Annotated in this window: 11 protein-coding genes; 2 read left to right on the top strand and 9 right to left on the bottom strand. The window is 50.4% G+C overall.

What is annotated here, in order from left to right; genetic code table 11:
* Positions 1–130: 130 nt before the first annotated feature.
* Positions 131–2290 carry a VapE domain-containing protein gene (locus Q0Z70_RS10530; protein WP_298074322.1) on the bottom strand — a complete coding sequence of 720 codons (2160 nt, stop codon included), beginning with the start codon at positions 2288–2290 and terminating at the stop codon, positions 131–133.
* 202 nt (positions 2291–2492) lie between these two features.
* On the opposite strand from Q0Z70_RS10530, the gene Q0Z70_RS10525 reads away from it, so the two are divergent.
* Complete coding sequence (locus Q0Z70_RS10525; protein ID WP_298074320.1) at positions 2493–2846, top strand: hypothetical protein; 354 nt, start codon at positions 2493–2495, stop codon at positions 2844–2846.
* Positions 2847–3131: 285 nt separating this feature from the next.
* Here the strand turns inward: Q0Z70_RS10525 and Q0Z70_RS10520 are convergent, their stop codons facing one another.
* From Q0Z70_RS10520 to Q0Z70_RS10510, 3 genes are all read right to left on the bottom strand, one after another.
* Positions 3132–4562, bottom strand: coding sequence for a hypothetical protein (locus Q0Z70_RS10520; protein ID WP_298074318.1), 1431 nt, complete (start codon positions 4560–4562; stop codon positions 3132–3134).
* Positions 4563–4704: 142 nt separating this feature from the next.
* On the bottom strand, positions 4705–5157 hold the full coding sequence (locus Q0Z70_RS10515) for a hypothetical protein (protein ID WP_298074317.1): 453 nt from the start codon (positions 5155–5157) through the stop codon (positions 4705–4707).
* Between the two features lie 26 nt (positions 5158–5183).
* Positions 5184–6080, bottom strand: coding sequence for a hypothetical protein (locus Q0Z70_RS10510; RefSeq protein WP_298074315.1), 897 nt, complete (start codon positions 6078–6080; stop codon positions 5184–5186).
* Between the two features lie 509 nt (positions 6081–6589).
* Here Q0Z70_RS10510 and Q0Z70_RS10505 point away from each other — a divergent pair.
* Positions 6590–7711 carry a hypothetical protein gene (locus Q0Z70_RS10505; protein ID WP_298074314.1) on the top strand — a complete coding sequence of 374 codons (1122 nt, stop codon included), beginning with the start codon at positions 6590–6592 and terminating at the stop codon, positions 7709–7711.
* Here Q0Z70_RS10505 and Q0Z70_RS10500 read toward each other — a convergent pair.
* From Q0Z70_RS10500 to rplL, 5 genes are all read right to left on the bottom strand, one after another.
* Positions 7698–9386, bottom strand: coding sequence for an N-6 DNA methylase (locus Q0Z70_RS10500; RefSeq protein ID WP_298074312.1), 1689 nt, complete (start codon positions 9384–9386; stop codon positions 7698–7700). The genes Q0Z70_RS10505 and Q0Z70_RS10500 overlap by 14 nt on opposite strands.
* Entirely contained in the window at positions 9379–9573 is a 195-nt protein-coding gene (locus tag Q0Z70_RS10495) for a hypothetical protein (RefSeq protein ID WP_298074310.1), read from the bottom strand. The genes Q0Z70_RS10500 and Q0Z70_RS10495 overlap by 8 nt, the downstream gene beginning before the upstream one ends.
* A gap of 420 nt (positions 9574–9993) precedes the next feature.
* On the bottom strand, positions 9994–14292 hold the full coding sequence (gene rpoC, locus Q0Z70_RS10490; RefSeq protein WP_298074307.1) for a DNA-directed RNA polymerase subunit beta': 4299 nt from the start codon (positions 14290–14292) through the stop codon (positions 9994–9996).
* 43 nt (positions 14293–14335) lie between these two features.
* Positions 14336–18148 (bottom strand): DNA-directed RNA polymerase subunit beta, encoded by a 3813-nt coding sequence (gene rpoB / locus Q0Z70_RS10485; protein ID WP_298074306.1) that lies wholly within the window; start codon positions 18146–18148, stop codon positions 14336–14338.
* Between the two features lie 104 nt (positions 18149–18252).
* Positions 18253–18630: a 50S ribosomal protein L7/L12 gene (rplL, locus tag Q0Z70_RS10480; RefSeq protein ID WP_298074324.1), complete on the bottom strand. Its 378-nt coding sequence runs from the start codon at positions 18628–18630 to the stop codon at positions 18253–18255.
* Between the last annotated feature and the right edge of the window lie 10 nt (positions 18631–18640).

Below are 18640 nucleotides of genomic sequence, written 5' to 3'. Positions count from 1 at the left end.
TTATGGAATAAAACAAAAAATAGGCTGCCTTTAAAGGCAAGGTATTTTTTGTTTTTTCACGGAAATGTTTACCAAAGACTCAGTCCTGTCAACAATATCCATTGATAATCAGGCGATTTTGTTGACAGGACTATTTTGGGCCTTCGGAAGGCGGTTCGGGAAGCACACTGTTCATCTCGTCGACGCTCCGGTTGACCAATATCCAGATACGTCCATAGCGGGTGCGGGCATGCTCGAACCCCATTTCCGTCAGTGCATGGTTCACGTGCACGGGATTGAGCCGCATCGACCCGAAACGGGCGCAGATCTGCGAGACTGTCACGTAGCAGCCCTTCTCCGTCGGCAACGGACGGCGGTAGTGGGCGAGAATCAGCTCGCGGGCGGGATTGGGCGCCTCGAAGCGGCGGTTGCGGCAGTTGAGCGCCTCCACCTCGCCGCCCTGGAACCAGTAGCGGAAGCCGTCGTCGAGCAGGGTCTTGGCCTGGGCATAGACGCCTTCGTAGTCGATGGGGGTCGTCCAGGGATTTTCGATGTGATCCACCTCGAAGGGCAGCCAGCGGCGGTTGCCGGTGTCGTCGGTCAGGAATTGCAGGTTGTTGCCCGTAGCGCAGAACGAAGCCACATGGGGCCGCCGCACCTTGTTGCGCCCGTAGGCCGGCCGCTCGTTGATGTAGAGCATGGTGGTCATGGCCTTCAGCTGGTTCAGTTCGGGCCGCTGCATGGAGTCTATCTCCTCGAAGTTCACCAACAGGTTCTCGGTGATGGTGAAGAGGTCGTCTTTGGTCAGGCGCTGCGAGTTGGTCTTCGTGGTGTAGTAGCGGCGCAGCCGGGGCGGCAGCAGGTTCTCCAAAAAGGAGCTTTTGAACGACCCCTGCGGGCCGAGGAGGACGAGGATTTCGTGGTTCACCACCCGGTCGTCGAGCGCGGCGGCCAGCAGCCCCACCAACCAGCGGCGGAAGTAGTAGTCGAACTCGGCAGCCGACGTCTCACGGCATACCACCATCCGGGCCAGGCGGCCGATGTGGTCGGTCACGCCGTCCCAGGGTGGCAGCGCGTCCAGGTAGCGGCGCAAGGGATGATAGGAAGGCACGAAGTCGCTCTGCAACAGGGTACGCAGGCGGAAGAGGTCGACATCCAACCCCTCGTGCTGCATGGCCCGCCACAGGGAGTTCTCCAGCGCGTCGGTCATCGGCTGCCAGCAAGGCTCCTCCCCGCCCGTGCCTTCGCTGAGACACACCTCCAACTGGTGGATCAGGAGATTGCGGCGCAGGCGGCACCAGTGGCCGATGAAGGTCTCCATCTGCTCTACCGACGCACGGGAGGCGCGTGTGCCGCCCGGACTGCCGGCAGCGTTCCGCACCCGCAGGTAATGCGAAATGCGGCAGGTGGCATGCTCGTCGGTCTGGGCATAGCAGCTGCGCACGGTGGCCGTTACGGAATGTTCGGCGGCATCGTAATCGGCAAACTCGCCGAGAGCCCACGCCTCGGCATCGTCGCGGTCGACCCCGAAACGGTTCATCCAGTAGAGGCAGCGGCTGATGTAGGCATTATGGCTGCCGGGAGCGTAGTCGATGCCGTCATTCTCCACCAAGCGGCGCACGGTGGCGGCGGCACTCGCGGCCCGCACGGGACGTCCCCGCGAGGCACGGGAGTGCCGGGGAGCCTCCGGCTTCACCGCCAGCGATTCGGCCTCAGGACGGTAGCAGACGTCGGGGTCGTGGCAGAGAACGGACATGCGGGTGGCGTTCTTGCACTGTTCGTCGACCGTCACACCCAACAGGCGGGCGTAGTAGCCGTTCACCGTCTGCCAGGCACGGGCAAACGTGCGGGCATCCTTCGGGGCAGGCTGCACACGCGCCACCACCCGCAGTCCGCACCCCGAAAGGGTGATGTAGGCGAGAAACGTATGCGGGTCGGCTTTCACCTGGCCGGCCAGTTCGGCGGGGCTTCGGTCTTTCAGGTCGTCTATATCCACCATCACGCAGTCGGAGTAGCCCCGGACATGCTTCCGGCTGCGCCCTCCCTCCAGGAGGACGGAACAGACAAAGGCCGCCTGCGAGACCTTCAGGGAAGTCCTGCGATACTTCAGTTCTTCGACGGCGGCGGTGTCGCCCGCAGCTTCGGCGGCAGCCAGGCGGGCACAGGTCTCGCGGTACAGGCGGGTGACGGTGAGATGGTTTCCTCCACGAATTTCTTCCACCAACCCGTCCCACGTAGCGGGTACGGGCACGGTGTCGCGCAGGGAGGCAAAACGCGAGGGCCGGAATGTGTTTTCACTTTTCGCTGACATAATTTTCAAGGTTTACTTGTTTATTCGGTTTCGATTCATGATATTTGGGCATGCGATCTTTCCATGTTTTTTCGGCGAAGATAGTCATCGACGGATAAAGCGTGCCGCACGCATGGGTGCAGCATAATTAAGTTCCGTTCGGCTTGTTTAACTACTTTTAGCCATACAGCCGGTTGTAGGGAGCTTTCATTTTTTTCTGGATATGGACGCAATAAAAAAGAAGTCCAATCCGTGGATAGACACAGCGGCTCACGAACTGGACGTTATCCGCAGAAGATGGCACCTCACTTCCGACCGCCAATTTGCCCACACGATAGCCATGAACGGGCGCACGGTAGCCAAACTGAATCCGAAACATCCAGACGGTTCGCTGGCGCTCGAAACCGTAGATCGCATCTACAGCATACTCATCACGCTATGCCGAATCGAATATAAGGGCGAAGAAAGGGAGGAAGAATACCGCCGCCTGACGGACTCAAGGATGCGCATCGCCATGAGCGTAGCTCCGTTGCCACCATCCATCCAAGCTCTGGCAGACGACGGGACGGAACCGTGAGACGGGAAAGCCGGACGCAGCCGCAGGGAGACAGGATGCCTGCATCCCCGCCCCGCCATACCGACGAACCGCCCGAACAAGGGAAGCATGCCCCGAAGGGCAAGCCGCGACTTCCCTGCGGGGATGTTTAGGCAGAGGGCCATAAAAGAAAAAGGGAGAATGTCCTCACAGACACGCTCCCCCGGAATACACAACGCATGTATTCACACCCATTGTTTAACAAACACAATATCGCAACGTCGTGACACGTCCCAACAACGGGCCGTATTTCCGTCTCCTGACGGACTAATAATATTCAACATCTACATTGCCGCTTACTCTCGGACACGCCATGCCGCTCTCAACGTAGAGGGTTCCAGATGTTTCAAATCGGATGATGGAGTTCACTTTCGCACCGTTCCTCAGTCGCATGTTACCGTTGGTTTGTTTAACATCACTGGTTTCCGTCCACGAACCAAATTCAATTTCCGAGTCAACATTGAAGGTAACAAAACTATAGTAGCCTCCATCAAGGATAAGCTTCGCACCATGAAAAGATTTTATCTGAAGATTCCGCCTATTGGCGACATCCACAGACGGCGGCGGTATAATAAAGCCACGTGTCTGAGCTTTTACCGGCATAGAGAACGAGAAAGTATAGGGGGACTGAGCGGAGGATTCATCCGTCAGAAAAATGGGGCTGGAACCTTTTGTTTCCCCTATGCTCAAATGCACGTCACGCGCAAGAGCCGGAATTCGGATTGTTTGCGAATATGTAAGGTCAAGGCTTTTCAAACGGACATCGGCAGCCCCGCCCTTGATTGCCGCAATGGCTTCATCAATCGTTTCAACCTCGACAGTGCCATTGTCCTGACCACCCTCCGTAGAGGAATAGGACAAGGGCGCCATAACCTCGATACCTCCGTCCTCGACCTCGAAATCGCCCTGCGTATTGATGGTGGCGGGGTCGTCGTCATCGCTTGCGCCCAATCGGGTCATCTCGCCTCCTGCCGTCGAGAGGCTAAGCTCGAAGCCTTTCGAGTAGACACCGGTGGGCACGGGAATATCTATCTTCAGGGTGCCGTCCTCCGGCTGGCCGTCCGGCACGATGACGGTCACTCTGTCGCTGCCTTCGGTTATGCGGCTTAGCGTTATCCCGCCGTTGGTCTCGACGAAGGAGGCATCGCCGGCTATCAGGTCGCCGTTGCGCGCCCTGAGCGTGACGGTCTTTTCGCCTTCGACCGGCACATTCTCAATCGTGAAGCGGCAAAGTCCGCTCAGCATGTGGAAGAGGGTGACCTCTTCGGATGGGTTGAGCCGGCCCCACATGGGAGGATTTGTCGGCCACCCATAGCGGTAAGTATCCTCGAAAGTGTAGGTCATGTAGTCCATCCACATATTGGCGGGAAAGACGGCGTAGGTCAATAGCGACTGATCGTCGTCACCTCCTACGGAGTAACCCTCGAAAAGGCCTTCGTTCGTGCCCGCACCGTCAATGAGCGTGTACAACGCCTCGCGGCCGTTACCCCAGGCATAGAAAGAATCGAACATAGTCCACACTACGTTGTAATGCTCGTCGACCATCGTGCGCGTGGAGGGAGCAGCGGTCGATACCCGCAGCGTACTGCGCCCGGTTCCTGTATCGGTTGGCTGCAGGATGTTTTCATTCTCCGAACATCCCGTAAAGGCAAGGGACAGCATCCCCACCCATGCAGCCGTAAAAATTTGTTTTACCATATTGTTGTTTTTTAGGTTATGTTATTCGGTTTATCTGTCATGCCGAACGTTTGTCATGCCGGACGGAGTGAAGCATCTCTGTACATGAGAAAGAGATCCTTCACTGCGTTCAGGATGACAAGGGGTGCAAGTTCATTTCTTATCAATCGCCCCAGGTGTTGAAGTTGGGGTCGAAGGAGCCTGTATCTCCTGCGGGGCTTTCGGCGCGGTCGTGCGTCAGGACAGGGAAGTCGTTCTCGTCCTTGTTCTCCTTCCAGCCGCAATAAAAGGCATCGGTGCCCGGCGAGTGCTCGGCCGCACATGCGTTAAGGGCATTGATCACACTGTCATAACTCCGTTTGGTGCTGCCCGAATAGAGTATTCTGCCGGTAGGATAGTTTGCCATTCCGTCGGCATCCAACCCGAACACACAGACCGTCACTCCCTCCCGCTCTCCGACAGCGGTATTCACGCTGCCTCCGTCGTCGAGCCAATAGCACTGGCCTATGGTTGTCCACAGGCTGCCGCACACCGCTCCCACATGAGTGCCCGCCCCGGATCCTACGCTCACACGGCCCGTGTTCACGCAATTATAGAGGGAAGAATGACCGGTCATCGTGGTATCTCCCCGGCACTCGGAGGTTATTCCGCCTGCGAAGTCTTGGCGGCTGTCACGTCACCCGTGTTGCAGCAGTTGGTCACGGAGGCATACTCGCCCACGCTTCCGGCTATGCCGCCGGCGTATGTCCCGCCCGACACTTTTCCTGCGTTCAGGCAGTTATAGACCCGTCCGACAGCCTCCGCATCCACAGGAGCCAAAAGGCCCACGATGCCGCCGACATAGGATCCGTCGGCAAGGACTTCACTCCCTTCCTGCGCCGTGCAGTTCATAATGGAAGTTTCTTTACCGGCCGCCCCGGTGCGTCCCGCAATCATGCCGGCACAATCGGCCAGGGCTTCCACACGTCCCTCGACGGTGCAGCTGTCAATCGAGGCATTCTCGACCTGTCCCGCAACGATTCCCGCGCCGGAACGGGCCTTTACGCTGGCATCGGTCAGGTTCAGGCTGACGATGGCGCCTCCCGTCACGCGGCCGAAAAAGCCCTGGCAGTCCGCGTCATTGCTTATGAGAAGATGGGAAACGACATGGCCTCCCCCGTCGAAGACGCCTGAAAAAGACTGAAGGGCGTCGGCTTCGTTATAACCGATAGGTACCCAGCCTGTTACCCCGCCGGTGTAGTGGGAGGCCAGGTTTATGTCGGCAGTGAGAAGGTAATTCGCCTTGCTCGCCAGAACCGAGTCGCCTCCGTCGGCGGGACGTATGCACCGCCCGGGTGCGTTGACCGCATCGCGCATCGCGACAAGCTCCTCCAGCGATGTTACAAGGAAAGGCGATGCACCGGTGCCGTTGCCCTGAAGATAAATTCCCGTATCGGGAACGTCGGGGATCTCAGGAATCTCAGGGGATATTTCTTCATCATCTCCACATGCAGATAGCAGCAATGCCATCGACAGGATATAGCCAAGATGTCTCTTCATAGAAAGTCGTCGTTAAAACTTATTGTTTGAAAAATCACTTCAAAGATAGTAACCTTGCATGTGTGATACGCGACTATGCGTATTAAAAAAAGCTAAAAATCTTTTTTGTATATCCGGGGGCATGCCTATTCATGCGGAGGCATGGAGACTACGAAATAATGCTTGCATTGAATTTTAGTTATTTAGGACTTTCCTTGTGTGTTCGGACTTGTTTATGTAACTTTGCGAAGCTATTTGCACATAACTAATATAAGAATATATTTGGAAGAAACAGTTAGTTAATGCGTAAAAGACATCCTTGACACTCGGCTGAGATACCGGAATTAGCACTTTATAAACACATCAGTACAGTCAAGGCGATAGGTGACTACGCTCTTATATATCTGGGCGTGGGCAGTTTGGTTGTTGTCTGATGTGGGCTGTGCTAAGCCTTGGTATCAACCTCTACCACGCCCTTTTCTCCAAAGAAAGAGTTTTTACTTTCTATAAAATTATAAAAGTAGTGGTAGATGAGTAACTTAGCTTTTCCCCCTGAAAACATTTCAGCAGTTCTATCAGGTCAAGAACTTGCAGACAAATTGTATCCTTTAATAGGAAAAACATTTTATTTAACCGGGAATCCGCGTACAAATGGTTCAACATTGCGTAAAATTATAGCAACGCTATTGAATGATGGCTCAATAAAAACTGCAGACCCAGTTGATTTTGAAATCATTCCATTGAAGAAGAAAGGTGTGCCTAAATTATTAGCATGCTTAGCCGATTCGTATATTGTCACAACCGGGAATAGCTACAATTTGCAAGTTTGGAATAGATTTCCTAATACCTTCAATGTATTGGTTAAATATAAAAAGGACAATGCAGCAATAACATGCAATGATATTAGGCTGATTTTGGTTCAAATAGATACCAATAAAAAACAAATAAAAACGATCGTTATAACGACTCCTCAATATATAGTTGATAAGTTTGGTTCTTTTGGAGTTCCCACTATGAAATATCAACTTATCATCATAGATACAAAAAGAAAAGAGATTACAAGGCAAGATTCAAAATGTTTATTCTATGATGATGCCGAAAACATGTCTTCCCATACTCAGGCTAACTCTCTTACGATAACTGATCGTATTTCTGCTTCTCCACAGACAGGCAAGTTATTACCCCTTCGCATGATAAAAGACAAAGTTATCGGTTCTTTGCTTGGCAGAAAACTAAAGAACGCAGATATAAAGACACGCGGACAAGAATTAGAACGCCTTGTAGCCTCTCTTCTTGGCTATCACGTCGATGACACATTGGTTGGCGGTTACCCAGATATACCCAATCAACTGTTAGAGATAAAAGTTCAAGATTCTCCAACTGTCGATTTGGGCAAGTACTCTCCAAGCAATCCTGTTATAATAGATACCAATCTTAACATAACAACAGAAGATGTTCGATACTTAATTGCTCTTACGAGCAAAAGTGGAATCATAGAAGGTCTCATTCTGTGTCCGGGGAAAAAACTCGGTGAGCATTTTACTTTTGTCAATGGTACAAGCTATAAGTGCCAACGTTCAATTCCAATGAACTTTTTTGATTCATTCAGTGGTAAGTCGGTTTTCAATCCAGCGTATCCTAGCAATCCGTAATACCAAAAGATATTTTCACTAATCTATCAATCTCAGATATAAGTGATTTTTTCTTATTTATATCTGAGTTGCTATTTAATTTCTTGACAAGCGATACAATCTGTTTTGAAGAATCCAACTCTGGAGAGGGTATAGGATATTGTTCAATATACTGAGCAAGATAACGCCTGCGCCCTGAATACAGTTTGTTGTTAAAACACAAATCGTGATATTTAACCATTACATTAGAATTGCTTATTCCCTCAATTAGCAATAACAGAAATTTTTCTTCCTCATTTTGTGCACACATCCAATAGCAGTTGCCATTTACAATAGCTCCGCTTTCATCATAGCAAAAACGAGGGTGTACACTAATATCCGGGAAAACGACTTTCGGCAATTTCCAAAAAGTAGGATTTTGAGGGACCCAATATTCGTACCATCTACGTCCTGCTTCCATTAAATACGTCCTTTCCTCTAACTGCTTTTGATGCGCTTGAAGATAGCGCAAAGCAGAAGGGTACTTATCAATTTCATACACTTGACGTTTCCCGTCCTTTGAATAATGGGGATATAAGATGTCCAGCATTGAATCCTTGTCAATCGTCCATGCTTCAATGTTCTCTTGTGAAATCATAGGATGGAGAAGATCTTTCTCTATTTTATACCCTTCTTTGTCCCATAGTTGAGATATGAATACATTATCAGCACAAGATTTTATACCAACTCGAACTTTGAATTTATCTTTTATTCTAAATGCGGTATGTGCATGAATGGTATCAATCCATTTATTTTCTTTCTCATTAGACATCTGCCAAATTTCCGTTTTATCAGAAGGATGCTTAAGTAATCCAACTTTAAGAAGGTATTTTTGTTTATTAACCATATAGCTACCAGGACGTTCTGACTTTAGAACATCATAAATATCTTTCAAAGAACACACAACTTCACTTTTATCATCCTTATCGGCCTCATAGATGCTTATATATTTCCCAACCGTTGATGTAGAGTTTCTGCCTTCTTTTTTTCTTCCAATAAAAATAGCTGGCAATACGGCTGCATCAAATAGTTTTGTATCACCCAGATCTATTATTTCAATCACGTCATAATTATCCAAAAGGAATTTCCTTATATCGCTGCCGCTTTTTGTACTGATATAACGGTTTGAAGTAATAACACCAAGTATTCCACCTTTTCTAAGGGCATTTGTCATTGCCATTAAAAAAGGATAATATAAATCAATACGCCCTGTAAGATTAAAATCACGTGCTAATTGTTTTGCTTTTACAGCCCCTAATGTCTGCGTTCTTACATAGGGTGGATTTGCAATTACAATATCAGCAAATTCTCTACGTAAATTGTTTGTATAAAGATTTGCGACATTAGGGCATATCGTTAAAAAATCCTTGTATATAAAATCGCATTTTTCCTCCGAATCTAAACATTGCATTACAGAGTTCGCTTCCTGTAAATACTGTTCATTGGTATCATATCCAATTAAAGAGACTATCCTATTTCCCTCCAATTCATATATTGCAGATAACAACGAACCGTCACCGCATGCGGGGTCTAATACAGTAAGTGATGATAGAGAAGTATCAACTGTAGAACATATCTTTTGTGCCAAATAATTCGCCAATCCCTTTGGAGTAAATGTAGCCCCTGTTTTCTTTATTTCTGTAAGAGTATTATTCATTATTAATCTCCTTCATAATCGTTTTTGAACCATACTCAATAATATCTTCTGCAACCATGCCAATCACTTCTTTTGCATTATCTTCTTTGTAAAGTAGCGGAACATCTATACCCAACATAAAAGCTATTTGCCTTTGCGTAAACTTATTAGCCTCTCTTAAACTCTTTAGCTTATTGGCAAATTTCATACAAAGGGAGTTGTCGACTAAATTCGTCAACAAAATTATCACAATTACTTCAATCCGCCAAACAACTTATAAAGACATTTTTTATAGTTGTTTGTACCCTGCCAAGTATTTTAAATTAATAATCCGCAATTACACTTGCCAAATACGAACAGCGCACCGGAAAGGGCCTTTACAGGCATAAAAACAAAATCAAAGGTGCATACGGGAATTACGAGCATGAGGAGAATGGCACCATGCAGGAATACATGGCAAGGCATTATTAGCTATATTCTCCTTTTTGCATATTAAGCCTGGTTCTTGTTTATTCAAGCGGGGGCACGGCCGACGGCCGTCTCAGTGGAGGAACGAAAAAAAGGGGAGAACATCCTCACGGACACCCTCCCCCAAATTGACATAAATAAACGTGTTATGCTACTCTTGTCAATCTTCTTCTTCTTCAACTTCAGCGTCGTAGTCGAGAACCGTCCTCTTGTTGGCAAGCATACGGTCATAGTCTTCCTGGGAACCCACGATGACTTTCTCGAACTCACGCTGACCTGTACCGGCAGGAATAAGGTGACCGCAAATCACGTTCTCCTTCATACCTTCCAGACGGTCTACCTTGCCGTTGATGGCTGCTTCATTGAGCACCTTCGTCGTTTCCTGGAACGAAGCGGCGGACATAAAGCTCGACGTCTGCAAAGCGGCACGCGTGATACCCTGAAGAATCTGGGTAGACGTGGCTGGCAGCGCCTCGCGCACCTGTACGGGCTTCAAGTCGCGGCGTTTCAGTATGGAGTTTTCGTCGCGCAGCTTGCGGGCAGTCACAATCTGACCCGGTTGCAGGTTCTCCGAATCGCCTGCATCGATCACTACTTTCTTGCCCCAAATGCGGTCGTTCTCTTCCATGAACTCGATCTTGTCGACTACCTGCTGCTCAAGGAAGCGGGTATCGCCGGGTTCGTTGATTTCGACCTTACGCATCATCTGGCGTACAATGATCTCGAAGTGCTTGTCGTTGATCTTCACACCCTGGAGGCGGTAGACGTCCTGAATCTCGTTGACAATGTATTCCTGAACGGCCGTAGGCCCTTTGATGGCTAAGATGTCGGCAGGCGTAATGGCGCCGTCGGACAACGGAGTGCCGGCACGCACATAGTCATTCTCCTGTACCAAAATCTGCTTGGACAGCGGAACAAGGTATTTCTTAATCTCCCCATCCTTTGCGGTAACGACGATTTCGCGGTTGCCGCGCTTCACCTTGCCCATCGTAATCTCACCGTCGATTTCGGAGACGATGGCGGGGTTGGACGGGTTGCGGGCCTCGAACAGCTCGGTCACACGGGGAAGACCGCCCGTAATATCGCCGGCCTTGCCGACCGCACGCGGTATCTTTACAATCACTTCGCCTGCTTTCACCTTCTGGCCGTCTTCTACGACCACATGGCCGCCCACAGGGAGGTTGTAGGTACGAATCAGTTCGCCATCCTCGCTGATGATGTGTGCGGTAGGCACCTTGGCCTTGTCTTTGGACTCGATGATGATGATTTCACGCAAACCGGTCGATTCGTCGGATTCTATCTTATAGGTGACGTTCTCGATGACGCTCTCGAACACTATCTTACCGGCAACTTCGGTGATGATGACTGCGTTGAAGGGATCCCAACGGGCGATAAGCCGGCCTTTCTCCACCACTTCCTTATCGGCCGCATACAGCGTAGAGCCGTAGGGCACGTTGTGGGTGGAGAGCACAATATCGGTATTGACATCGACAAAGCGCAGCTCGGCCAGACGGCCTACTACAATCTTGGCGGGTTCGCCTGCTTCGTCGATCACGTCGACGGTACGGAGTTCCTCGAACTCAAGACGGGCATCGTTCTTGGCGACGATGCTGGCGTTGGCGGCGATGTTGGCTGCCGTACCACCGGCGTGGAAGGTACGCAGGGTCAACTGGGTACCCGGTTCACCGATAGACTGTGCCGCAATGACGCCGACGGCCTCTCCTTTCTGTACCATACGGCTGGTAGCTAAGTTGCGGCCATAACACTTGGCGCACACACCCTTCTTGGATTCGCACGTGAGTACGGAACGGATTTCGACGCTCTCGATGGGAGACTCTTCAATCTTCTGGGCTATTTCCTCCGTGATTTCCTCACCGCCGGACACAATCAGTTCGCCGGTTGTGGGATGTACAATATCGTGCACGGATACACGTCCCAGAATACGCTCGTACAGCGTGGCGATGGTCTCGTCGTTGTTCTTAAGAGCCGTACAAACCAGTCCGCGAAGTGTACCGCAGTCCTCTTCGTTGATAATCACGTCGTGTGACACGTCGACCAGACGACGGGTCAGGTATCCGGCATCTGCCGTCTTCAAAGCGGTATCGGCCAAACCTTTACGGGCACCGTGCGTAGAGATAAAGTACTCAAGCACGGACAGACCTTCCTTAAAGTTCGAAAGAATGGGGTTCTCAATGATCTGACCGCCTTCGGCACCGGCCTTTTGCGGCTTGGCCATCAAACCGCGCATACCGGAGAGCTGACGAATCTGCTCCTTCGAACCACGGGCGCCGGAATCCAGCATCATATAGACGGAGTTGAAGCCCTGGTCATCCGATGAAATGGTCTTCATCAGGATGTTGGACAATTCGGAGTTGACGTGTGTCCAGATATCAATTACCTGATTGTAACGCTCGTTGTTGGTAATGATACCCATATTGTAGTTGTTGATCACCTGTTCCACTTCTTCGTAGCCCTTCTTTACCAGCGCCTCCTTCTCTTCGGGGATAATGATGTCGCCCAAGTTGAAAGACAGTCCTCCCTTGAAGGCCATGTAGTAACCTAAGTTCTTGATACCGTCAAGGAAGTCGGCCGCCTTGGACACACCGCACACCTTGATAACGTGGCTGATGATGTCGCGCAACGACTTCTTGGAGATGATGGTATTGATGTATCCGGCTTCGGTCGGCACAATCTGGTTGACAATGACACGCCCGACAGAGGTTTCATGCATCATCTTCTTGACAATATGGCCGTTCTCGTCTACATCTTCCACAATCACACTGACAGGTGCGTGGATGTCGCACTTGCCTTCGTTGTAGGCAATCAGGGCTTCTTCGGGCCCATAGAACGTCAGTCCTTCGCCCTTGGCGCCCTTACGCAGCTTGGTGATGTAGTACAGACCGAGCACCATATCCTGTGCAGGCACGGTGATGGGTGCGCCATTCGCCGGATTCAGAATATTGTGTGACTGGAGCATCAATAACTGTGCCTCCAGAATAGCTTCGTTACTCAACGGGAGGTGGACAGCCATCTGGTCACCGTCGAAGTCGGCGTTGAATGCCGTACATGCCAACGGGTGCAACTGGATGGCCTTTCCCTCGATCATCTTGGGCTGGAAGGCCTGAATGCCCAGACGGTGCAGTGTCGGGGCACGGTTCAGCAGGACGGGATGACCCTTCATCACATGCTCCAGAATATCCCAGATAATGGGTTCCTTGCGGTCTACAATCTTCTTGGCACTCTTCACCGTCTTCACGATGCCGCGCTCAATCAGCTTGCGGATAATGAACGGCTTGTAGAGTTCGGCTGCCATCAGCTTGGGAATGCCGCACTCGCCCATACGCAGTTCGGGACCTACGACGATAACCGAACGGGCGGAATAGTCGACACGCTTACCCAACAGGTTCTGACGGAAACGTCCCTGCTTACCCTTCAGACTGTCGGAGAGCGACTTCAACGGACGGTTGGCATCGGTCTTCACAGCGCTGGACTTGCGGGAGTTGTCGAACAGGGAGTCGACGGATTCCTGTAACATGCGCTTCTCGTTGCGGAGGATGACGTCGGGAGCCTTTATTTCAATCAGTCTCTTCAGACGGTTGTTGCGAATGATGACACGGCGATAAAGGTCATTGAGGTCGGACGTAGCGAAACGGCCGCCGTCCAACGGAACCAACGGACGCAGTTCGGGCGGAATGACCGGCACGATACGGACAATCATCCATTCGGGCTTGTTGCGCCCGCGCGAAGCACGGAACGACTCAACCACCTGCAAGCGCTTCAGAGCCTCGTTCTTGCGCTGCTGCGATGCATCATTGTTGGCACGATGGCGGAGTTCGTAGGACAAAGCGTCCAGATCCAGACGAACCAGCAGGTCGTAGATTGCCTCCGCACCCATCTTCGCGATGAACTTATTGGGGTCGGTATCTTCCAGATATTCGTTGTCCTTCGGGAGCTTCTCCAACAAATCCAGATACTCGCCTTCTTCCAGAAGGTCATATTGAGACACTTCGTCGGCCAGCACACCCGGCTGAATGACCACATAGCGCTCATAATAGATAATGGCATCCAACTTCTTGGTCGGCAGACCCAGCAGATAGCCGATCTTGTTGGGCAGGGAGCGGAAGTACCAGATATGGGCCACAGGGACAACCAACTGGATGTGTCCCATACGCTCACGACGTACTTTCTTCTCTGTCACCTCCACACCGCAACGGTCGCAGACGATGCCTTTGTAGCGGATGCGTTTATACTTGCCGCAGTGGCACTCGTAGTCTTTGATAGGGCCGAAGATGCGTTCGCAGAACAAACCGTCACGCTCAGGCTTGTAGGTGCGGTAATTGATGGTTTCAGGCTTTAAAACTTCACCGCTCGAATTCTCCAGAATATCTTCAGGTGAAGCCAAACCGATAGCGATTTTCGAGAAATTACTCTTTATCTTATTATCTTTTCTAAAAGCCATACTTTATATTGTAATTGATAATTGACAATGGATGATTGAAAAATTACTCTAAATTGATGCTCAATCCGAGTCCGCGCAATTCGTGCAGCAGTACGTTCAACGACTCAGGAATACCCGGAGCAGGCATCGGCTCACCCTTCACGATGGCTTCGTATGCCTTCGAACGTCCGACTACATCATCGGACTTGATTGTCAGGATTTCCTGCAGGATGTGTGCGGCGCCGAATGCTTCGAGCGCCCAAACCTCCATTTCTCCGAAACGCTGTCCACCGAACTGTGCCTTACCACCCAACGGCTGTTGCGTAATAAGTGAGTACGGGCCGATGGAACGGGCGTGCATCTTGTCTTCAACCATGTGTCCCAGCTTCAGCATGTAGGTCACACCCACAGTAGCCTGCTGCTCGAACGCCTCTCCCGTACCGCCGTCGTACAGCGTAGTCTTGCCATAACGCGGCAAACCGGCTTTGTCGGTCCATACGTTCAGGTCGTCCAACGTGGCTCCATCGAAAATCGGAGTGGCAAACTTGACACCCAGCTTCTTTCCAGCACTTCCCAATACAGCCTCGAATATCTGGCCGATGTTCATACGGGAAGGCACACCCAACGGGTTCAGTACAATATCAACCGGAGTTCCGTCAGCCAAGAACGGCATGTCTTCCTGACGCACTACGCGGGAAACAATACCCTTGTTGCCGTGACGTCCGGCCATCTTATCGCCGACACCGATCTTACGCTTCTTGGCAATGTACACCTTAGCCATCTGGATGATGCCGGAGGGCAGTTCGTCCCCAATGGTAATGGCAAACTTCCTGCGCTTCAGCTCGGCATCCAGCTCTTTGTACTTCTTGATGAAGTTCATCACCAGCGTATGAATCAGCGTGTTGGCATGTTCATCTTTAGTCCAACCGCTTAATTGGATAGACGTGAAGTCCAAATCGCTAAAATCGGAAGCGCGGAAACGGGCACCCTTAGCAATGACATCGGCTCCCATATAGTCCTTCACACCTTCGGAAGTCAGCCCATCGGTCAACTTCAGGAGCTTGTCAATCAGTATCTTGCGCAAAGCGGCGATCTTGCCTTCAAATTCCTCGTCGACCTTGAGCAGCAGGGCCTTATCGGCCAGCTTGGAGCTGCGGGTCTTAATGGCACGTGAGAACAGACGCTTGCCGATAACCACTCCCTTCAATGAAGGCGAGGCCTTCAGAGAAGCGTCCTTCACATCACCGGCCTTATCACCGAAGATGGCACGAAGCAGTTTTTCCTCTGGAGAAGGATCGGACTCACCCTTCGGCGTAATCTTACCGATCAGAATGTCACCCGGTTCGATACGGGCACCGATACGCACGATACCGTTCTCGTCCAAGTCTTTGGTAGCTTCTTCACTTACGTTCGGAATATCAGAAGTCAGTTCTTCCATACCCCGCTTCGTCTCGCGTACTTCCAACGAATATTCTTCCACATGTACAGAAGTAAGCAAGTCTTCCCGAACCACGCGCTCGTTCAGCACGATGGCGTCCTCGTAGTTGTATCCCTTCCACGGCATGTAGGCTACCAGCAAATTCCGGCCCAACGCCAGCTCACCGTCTTCGGTCGAATAACCTTCGGTAAGGATCTGGCCCTTCGTCACACGCTGTCCTTTCACACAGATCGGACGGAGGTCAATGGTCATATTCTGATTTGTACGGCGCCACTTCGGGATGCAATATTCTTTCAGCGCCGGTTCGAAACTTACAAATTCTTCATCTTTCGTCCGGTCATAAAGGATACGGATGGTCGTAGCGTCTACAAATTCCACAACGCCATCTCCTTCGGCCGTAAGCTGTGTACGCGAGTCGCGGGCCAACTGACGCTCAATGCCGGTTCCGACAATCGGGGCCTCGCTGCGCAGCAAAGGCACTGCCTGACGCATCATGTTCGAACCCATCAACGCACGGTTGGCGTCATCGTGTTCCAAGAACGGAATCAAAGAAGCGGCAATAGAGGCAATCTGCTGCGGAGAAACGTCCATCAGCTCGACTTCACCGGGAGCAACGACCGGATAATCCGCATCCTGACGTGATTTTACTTTATCCCGGATAAAGGTTCCGTCGTCATTCAGCGGAGCGTTCCCCTGGGCAATGATCTTGCCTTCCTCTTCTTCGGCACTCAGATAAACCAAGCCTCCAGGAGACAGATCCACCTTACCCTTTGCCACCTTGCGGTAGGGCGTCTCGATAAAGCCGAGGTCGTTGATCTTCGCGAACACACAGAGAGAAGAAATCAAACCGATGTTCGGGCCTTCAGGAGTCTCAATAGGACAAAGACGGCCGTAGTGGGTATAGTGTACGTCGCGCACCTCGAAACCGGCACGCTCGCGCGACAAACCGCCGGGGCCTAAGGCCGACATACGACGCTTATGAGTAATTTCAGCCAGCGGATTCGTCTGATCCATGAATTGGGACAAAGCATTGGTACCAAAGAACGAATTGATGACTGAAGAAATCGTCTTGGCATTAATCAAGTCGATCGGGGTGAACACTTCATTGTCACGCACGTTCATACGCTCACGGATGGTACGGGCCATACGGGCCAGACCGATGGCAAACTGATTGGCCAGCTGCTCACCGACAGTACGCACACGACGGTTACTCAGGTGGTCAATATCGTCTACATCCGCCTTCGAATTGATCAATTCAATCAGATACTTGATAATCTCAATAATATCTTCTTTCGTCAGGACACGCACCTCCATGTCGGTCGTCAGGTTCAACTTCTTGTTGATACGATAACGTCCTACATCTCCCAAGTCATATCTCTTTTCAGAGAAGAACAAGCTATTGATGACTTCACGTGCACTGGCATCATCTGCAGGATCCGCATTGCGCAACTGGCGATAAATGTAAAGCACAGCTTCCTTCTCCGAATTGCTGGGGTCTTTCTGCAATGTATTATATATAATGGAATAGTCAGACCGGTTCGGTTCCTCCTTATGAATCAGGATGTTCTGAACGCCTGCTTCCAGAATGACCTCTATATGTTCCGGTTCAATCACCGTTTCACGGTCGATAACCACTTCATTGCGTTCGATGGAAACTACTTCACCGGTATCTTCATCTACAAAGTCCTCAATCCAGGTTTTCAAAACACGGGCAGCCAATTTGCGTCCGATAATCTTCTTCAGATTGGTTTTGTTCACCTTTATGTCTTCTGCCAAATTGAAGATTTCAAGAATATCCTTATCGCTCTCAAAACCGATCGCTCTCAGCAACGTTGTAACGGGCAATTTCTTCTTACGGTCGATGTAGGCATACATGACATTGTTGATGTCTGTAGCAAACTCGATCCAGGAACCCTTGAAGGGAATGATACGGGCCGAATACAACTTCGTGCCATTGGCATGTACACTCTGACCGAAGAATACGCCCGGCGAACGATGTAATTGGGATACAACGACACGCTCGGCACCGTTGATGACAAACGTAGCCTTATCCGTCATGTAAGGGATAGGTCCAAGAAAAACATCCTGAATGACCGTATCGAAGTCCTCATGATCGGGGTCGGTACAATACAGCTTCAATTTCGCCTTTAACGGCACACTATAAGTGAGCCCTCGCTCTATACATTCGTCGATGGTATAACGCGGCGGATCAATATAGTAGTCCAGGAATTCCAGCACAAAATTGTTTCTTGTATCGGCAATGGGGAAGTTTTCAGCAAATACTTTATACAATCCCTCGTTCTTACGTTTCTCGGGAGGAGTATCCAGTTGTAGAAAGTCTTGGAATGACTTCAATTGTACTTCCAGAAAATCCGGATATGCAAGCGGATTCTTAGTCGAAGCGAAATTAACTCTTTGATTTACAGTATTTGAAGGCATCTGATAATGGATTTGTAGAAGTGAATTTTAAATATATACACAAAAAGGTTAAGAACCCTTTTCACGAAGGGCTCTTAACCGAATACCTGTTTTACAGGCTAATGTTATTTAAGTTCAACTTCAGCTCCAGCTTCTTCCAATGTTTTCTTCAATGATTCTGCTTCGTCCTTAGCCAAACCTTCTTTTACTACGCTAGGAGCACCGTCTACCAGGTCCTTAGCTTCCTTCAAACCAAGACCGCAGGCTTCCTTAACGGCCTTAACTACTTGAAGTTTAGCTGCGCCAGCGCTCTTCAATACTACGTCGAAAGATGTCTTCTCTTCAGCGGCGGCAGCACCAGCGGCTGCGGGACCGGCAGCAACAGCAACAGCTGCTGCAGCAGGTTCAATACCATATTCTTCTTTCAGGATAGTTGCAAGTTCATTAACTTCTTTTACTGTCAAGTTAACTAATTGTTCTGCAAAAGCTTTCAAATCTGCCATTTTTGTATGA

The sequence above is a fragment of the uncultured Bacteroides sp. genome (assembly GCF_947632445.1).
In the GTDB taxonomy this organism is placed as follows: domain Bacteria; phylum Bacteroidota; class Bacteroidia; order Bacteroidales; family Bacteroidaceae; genus Bacteroides.
Note: the sequence above shows the minus strand (reverse complement) of the source record. Positions and strands in the feature narration are given on the sequence as shown.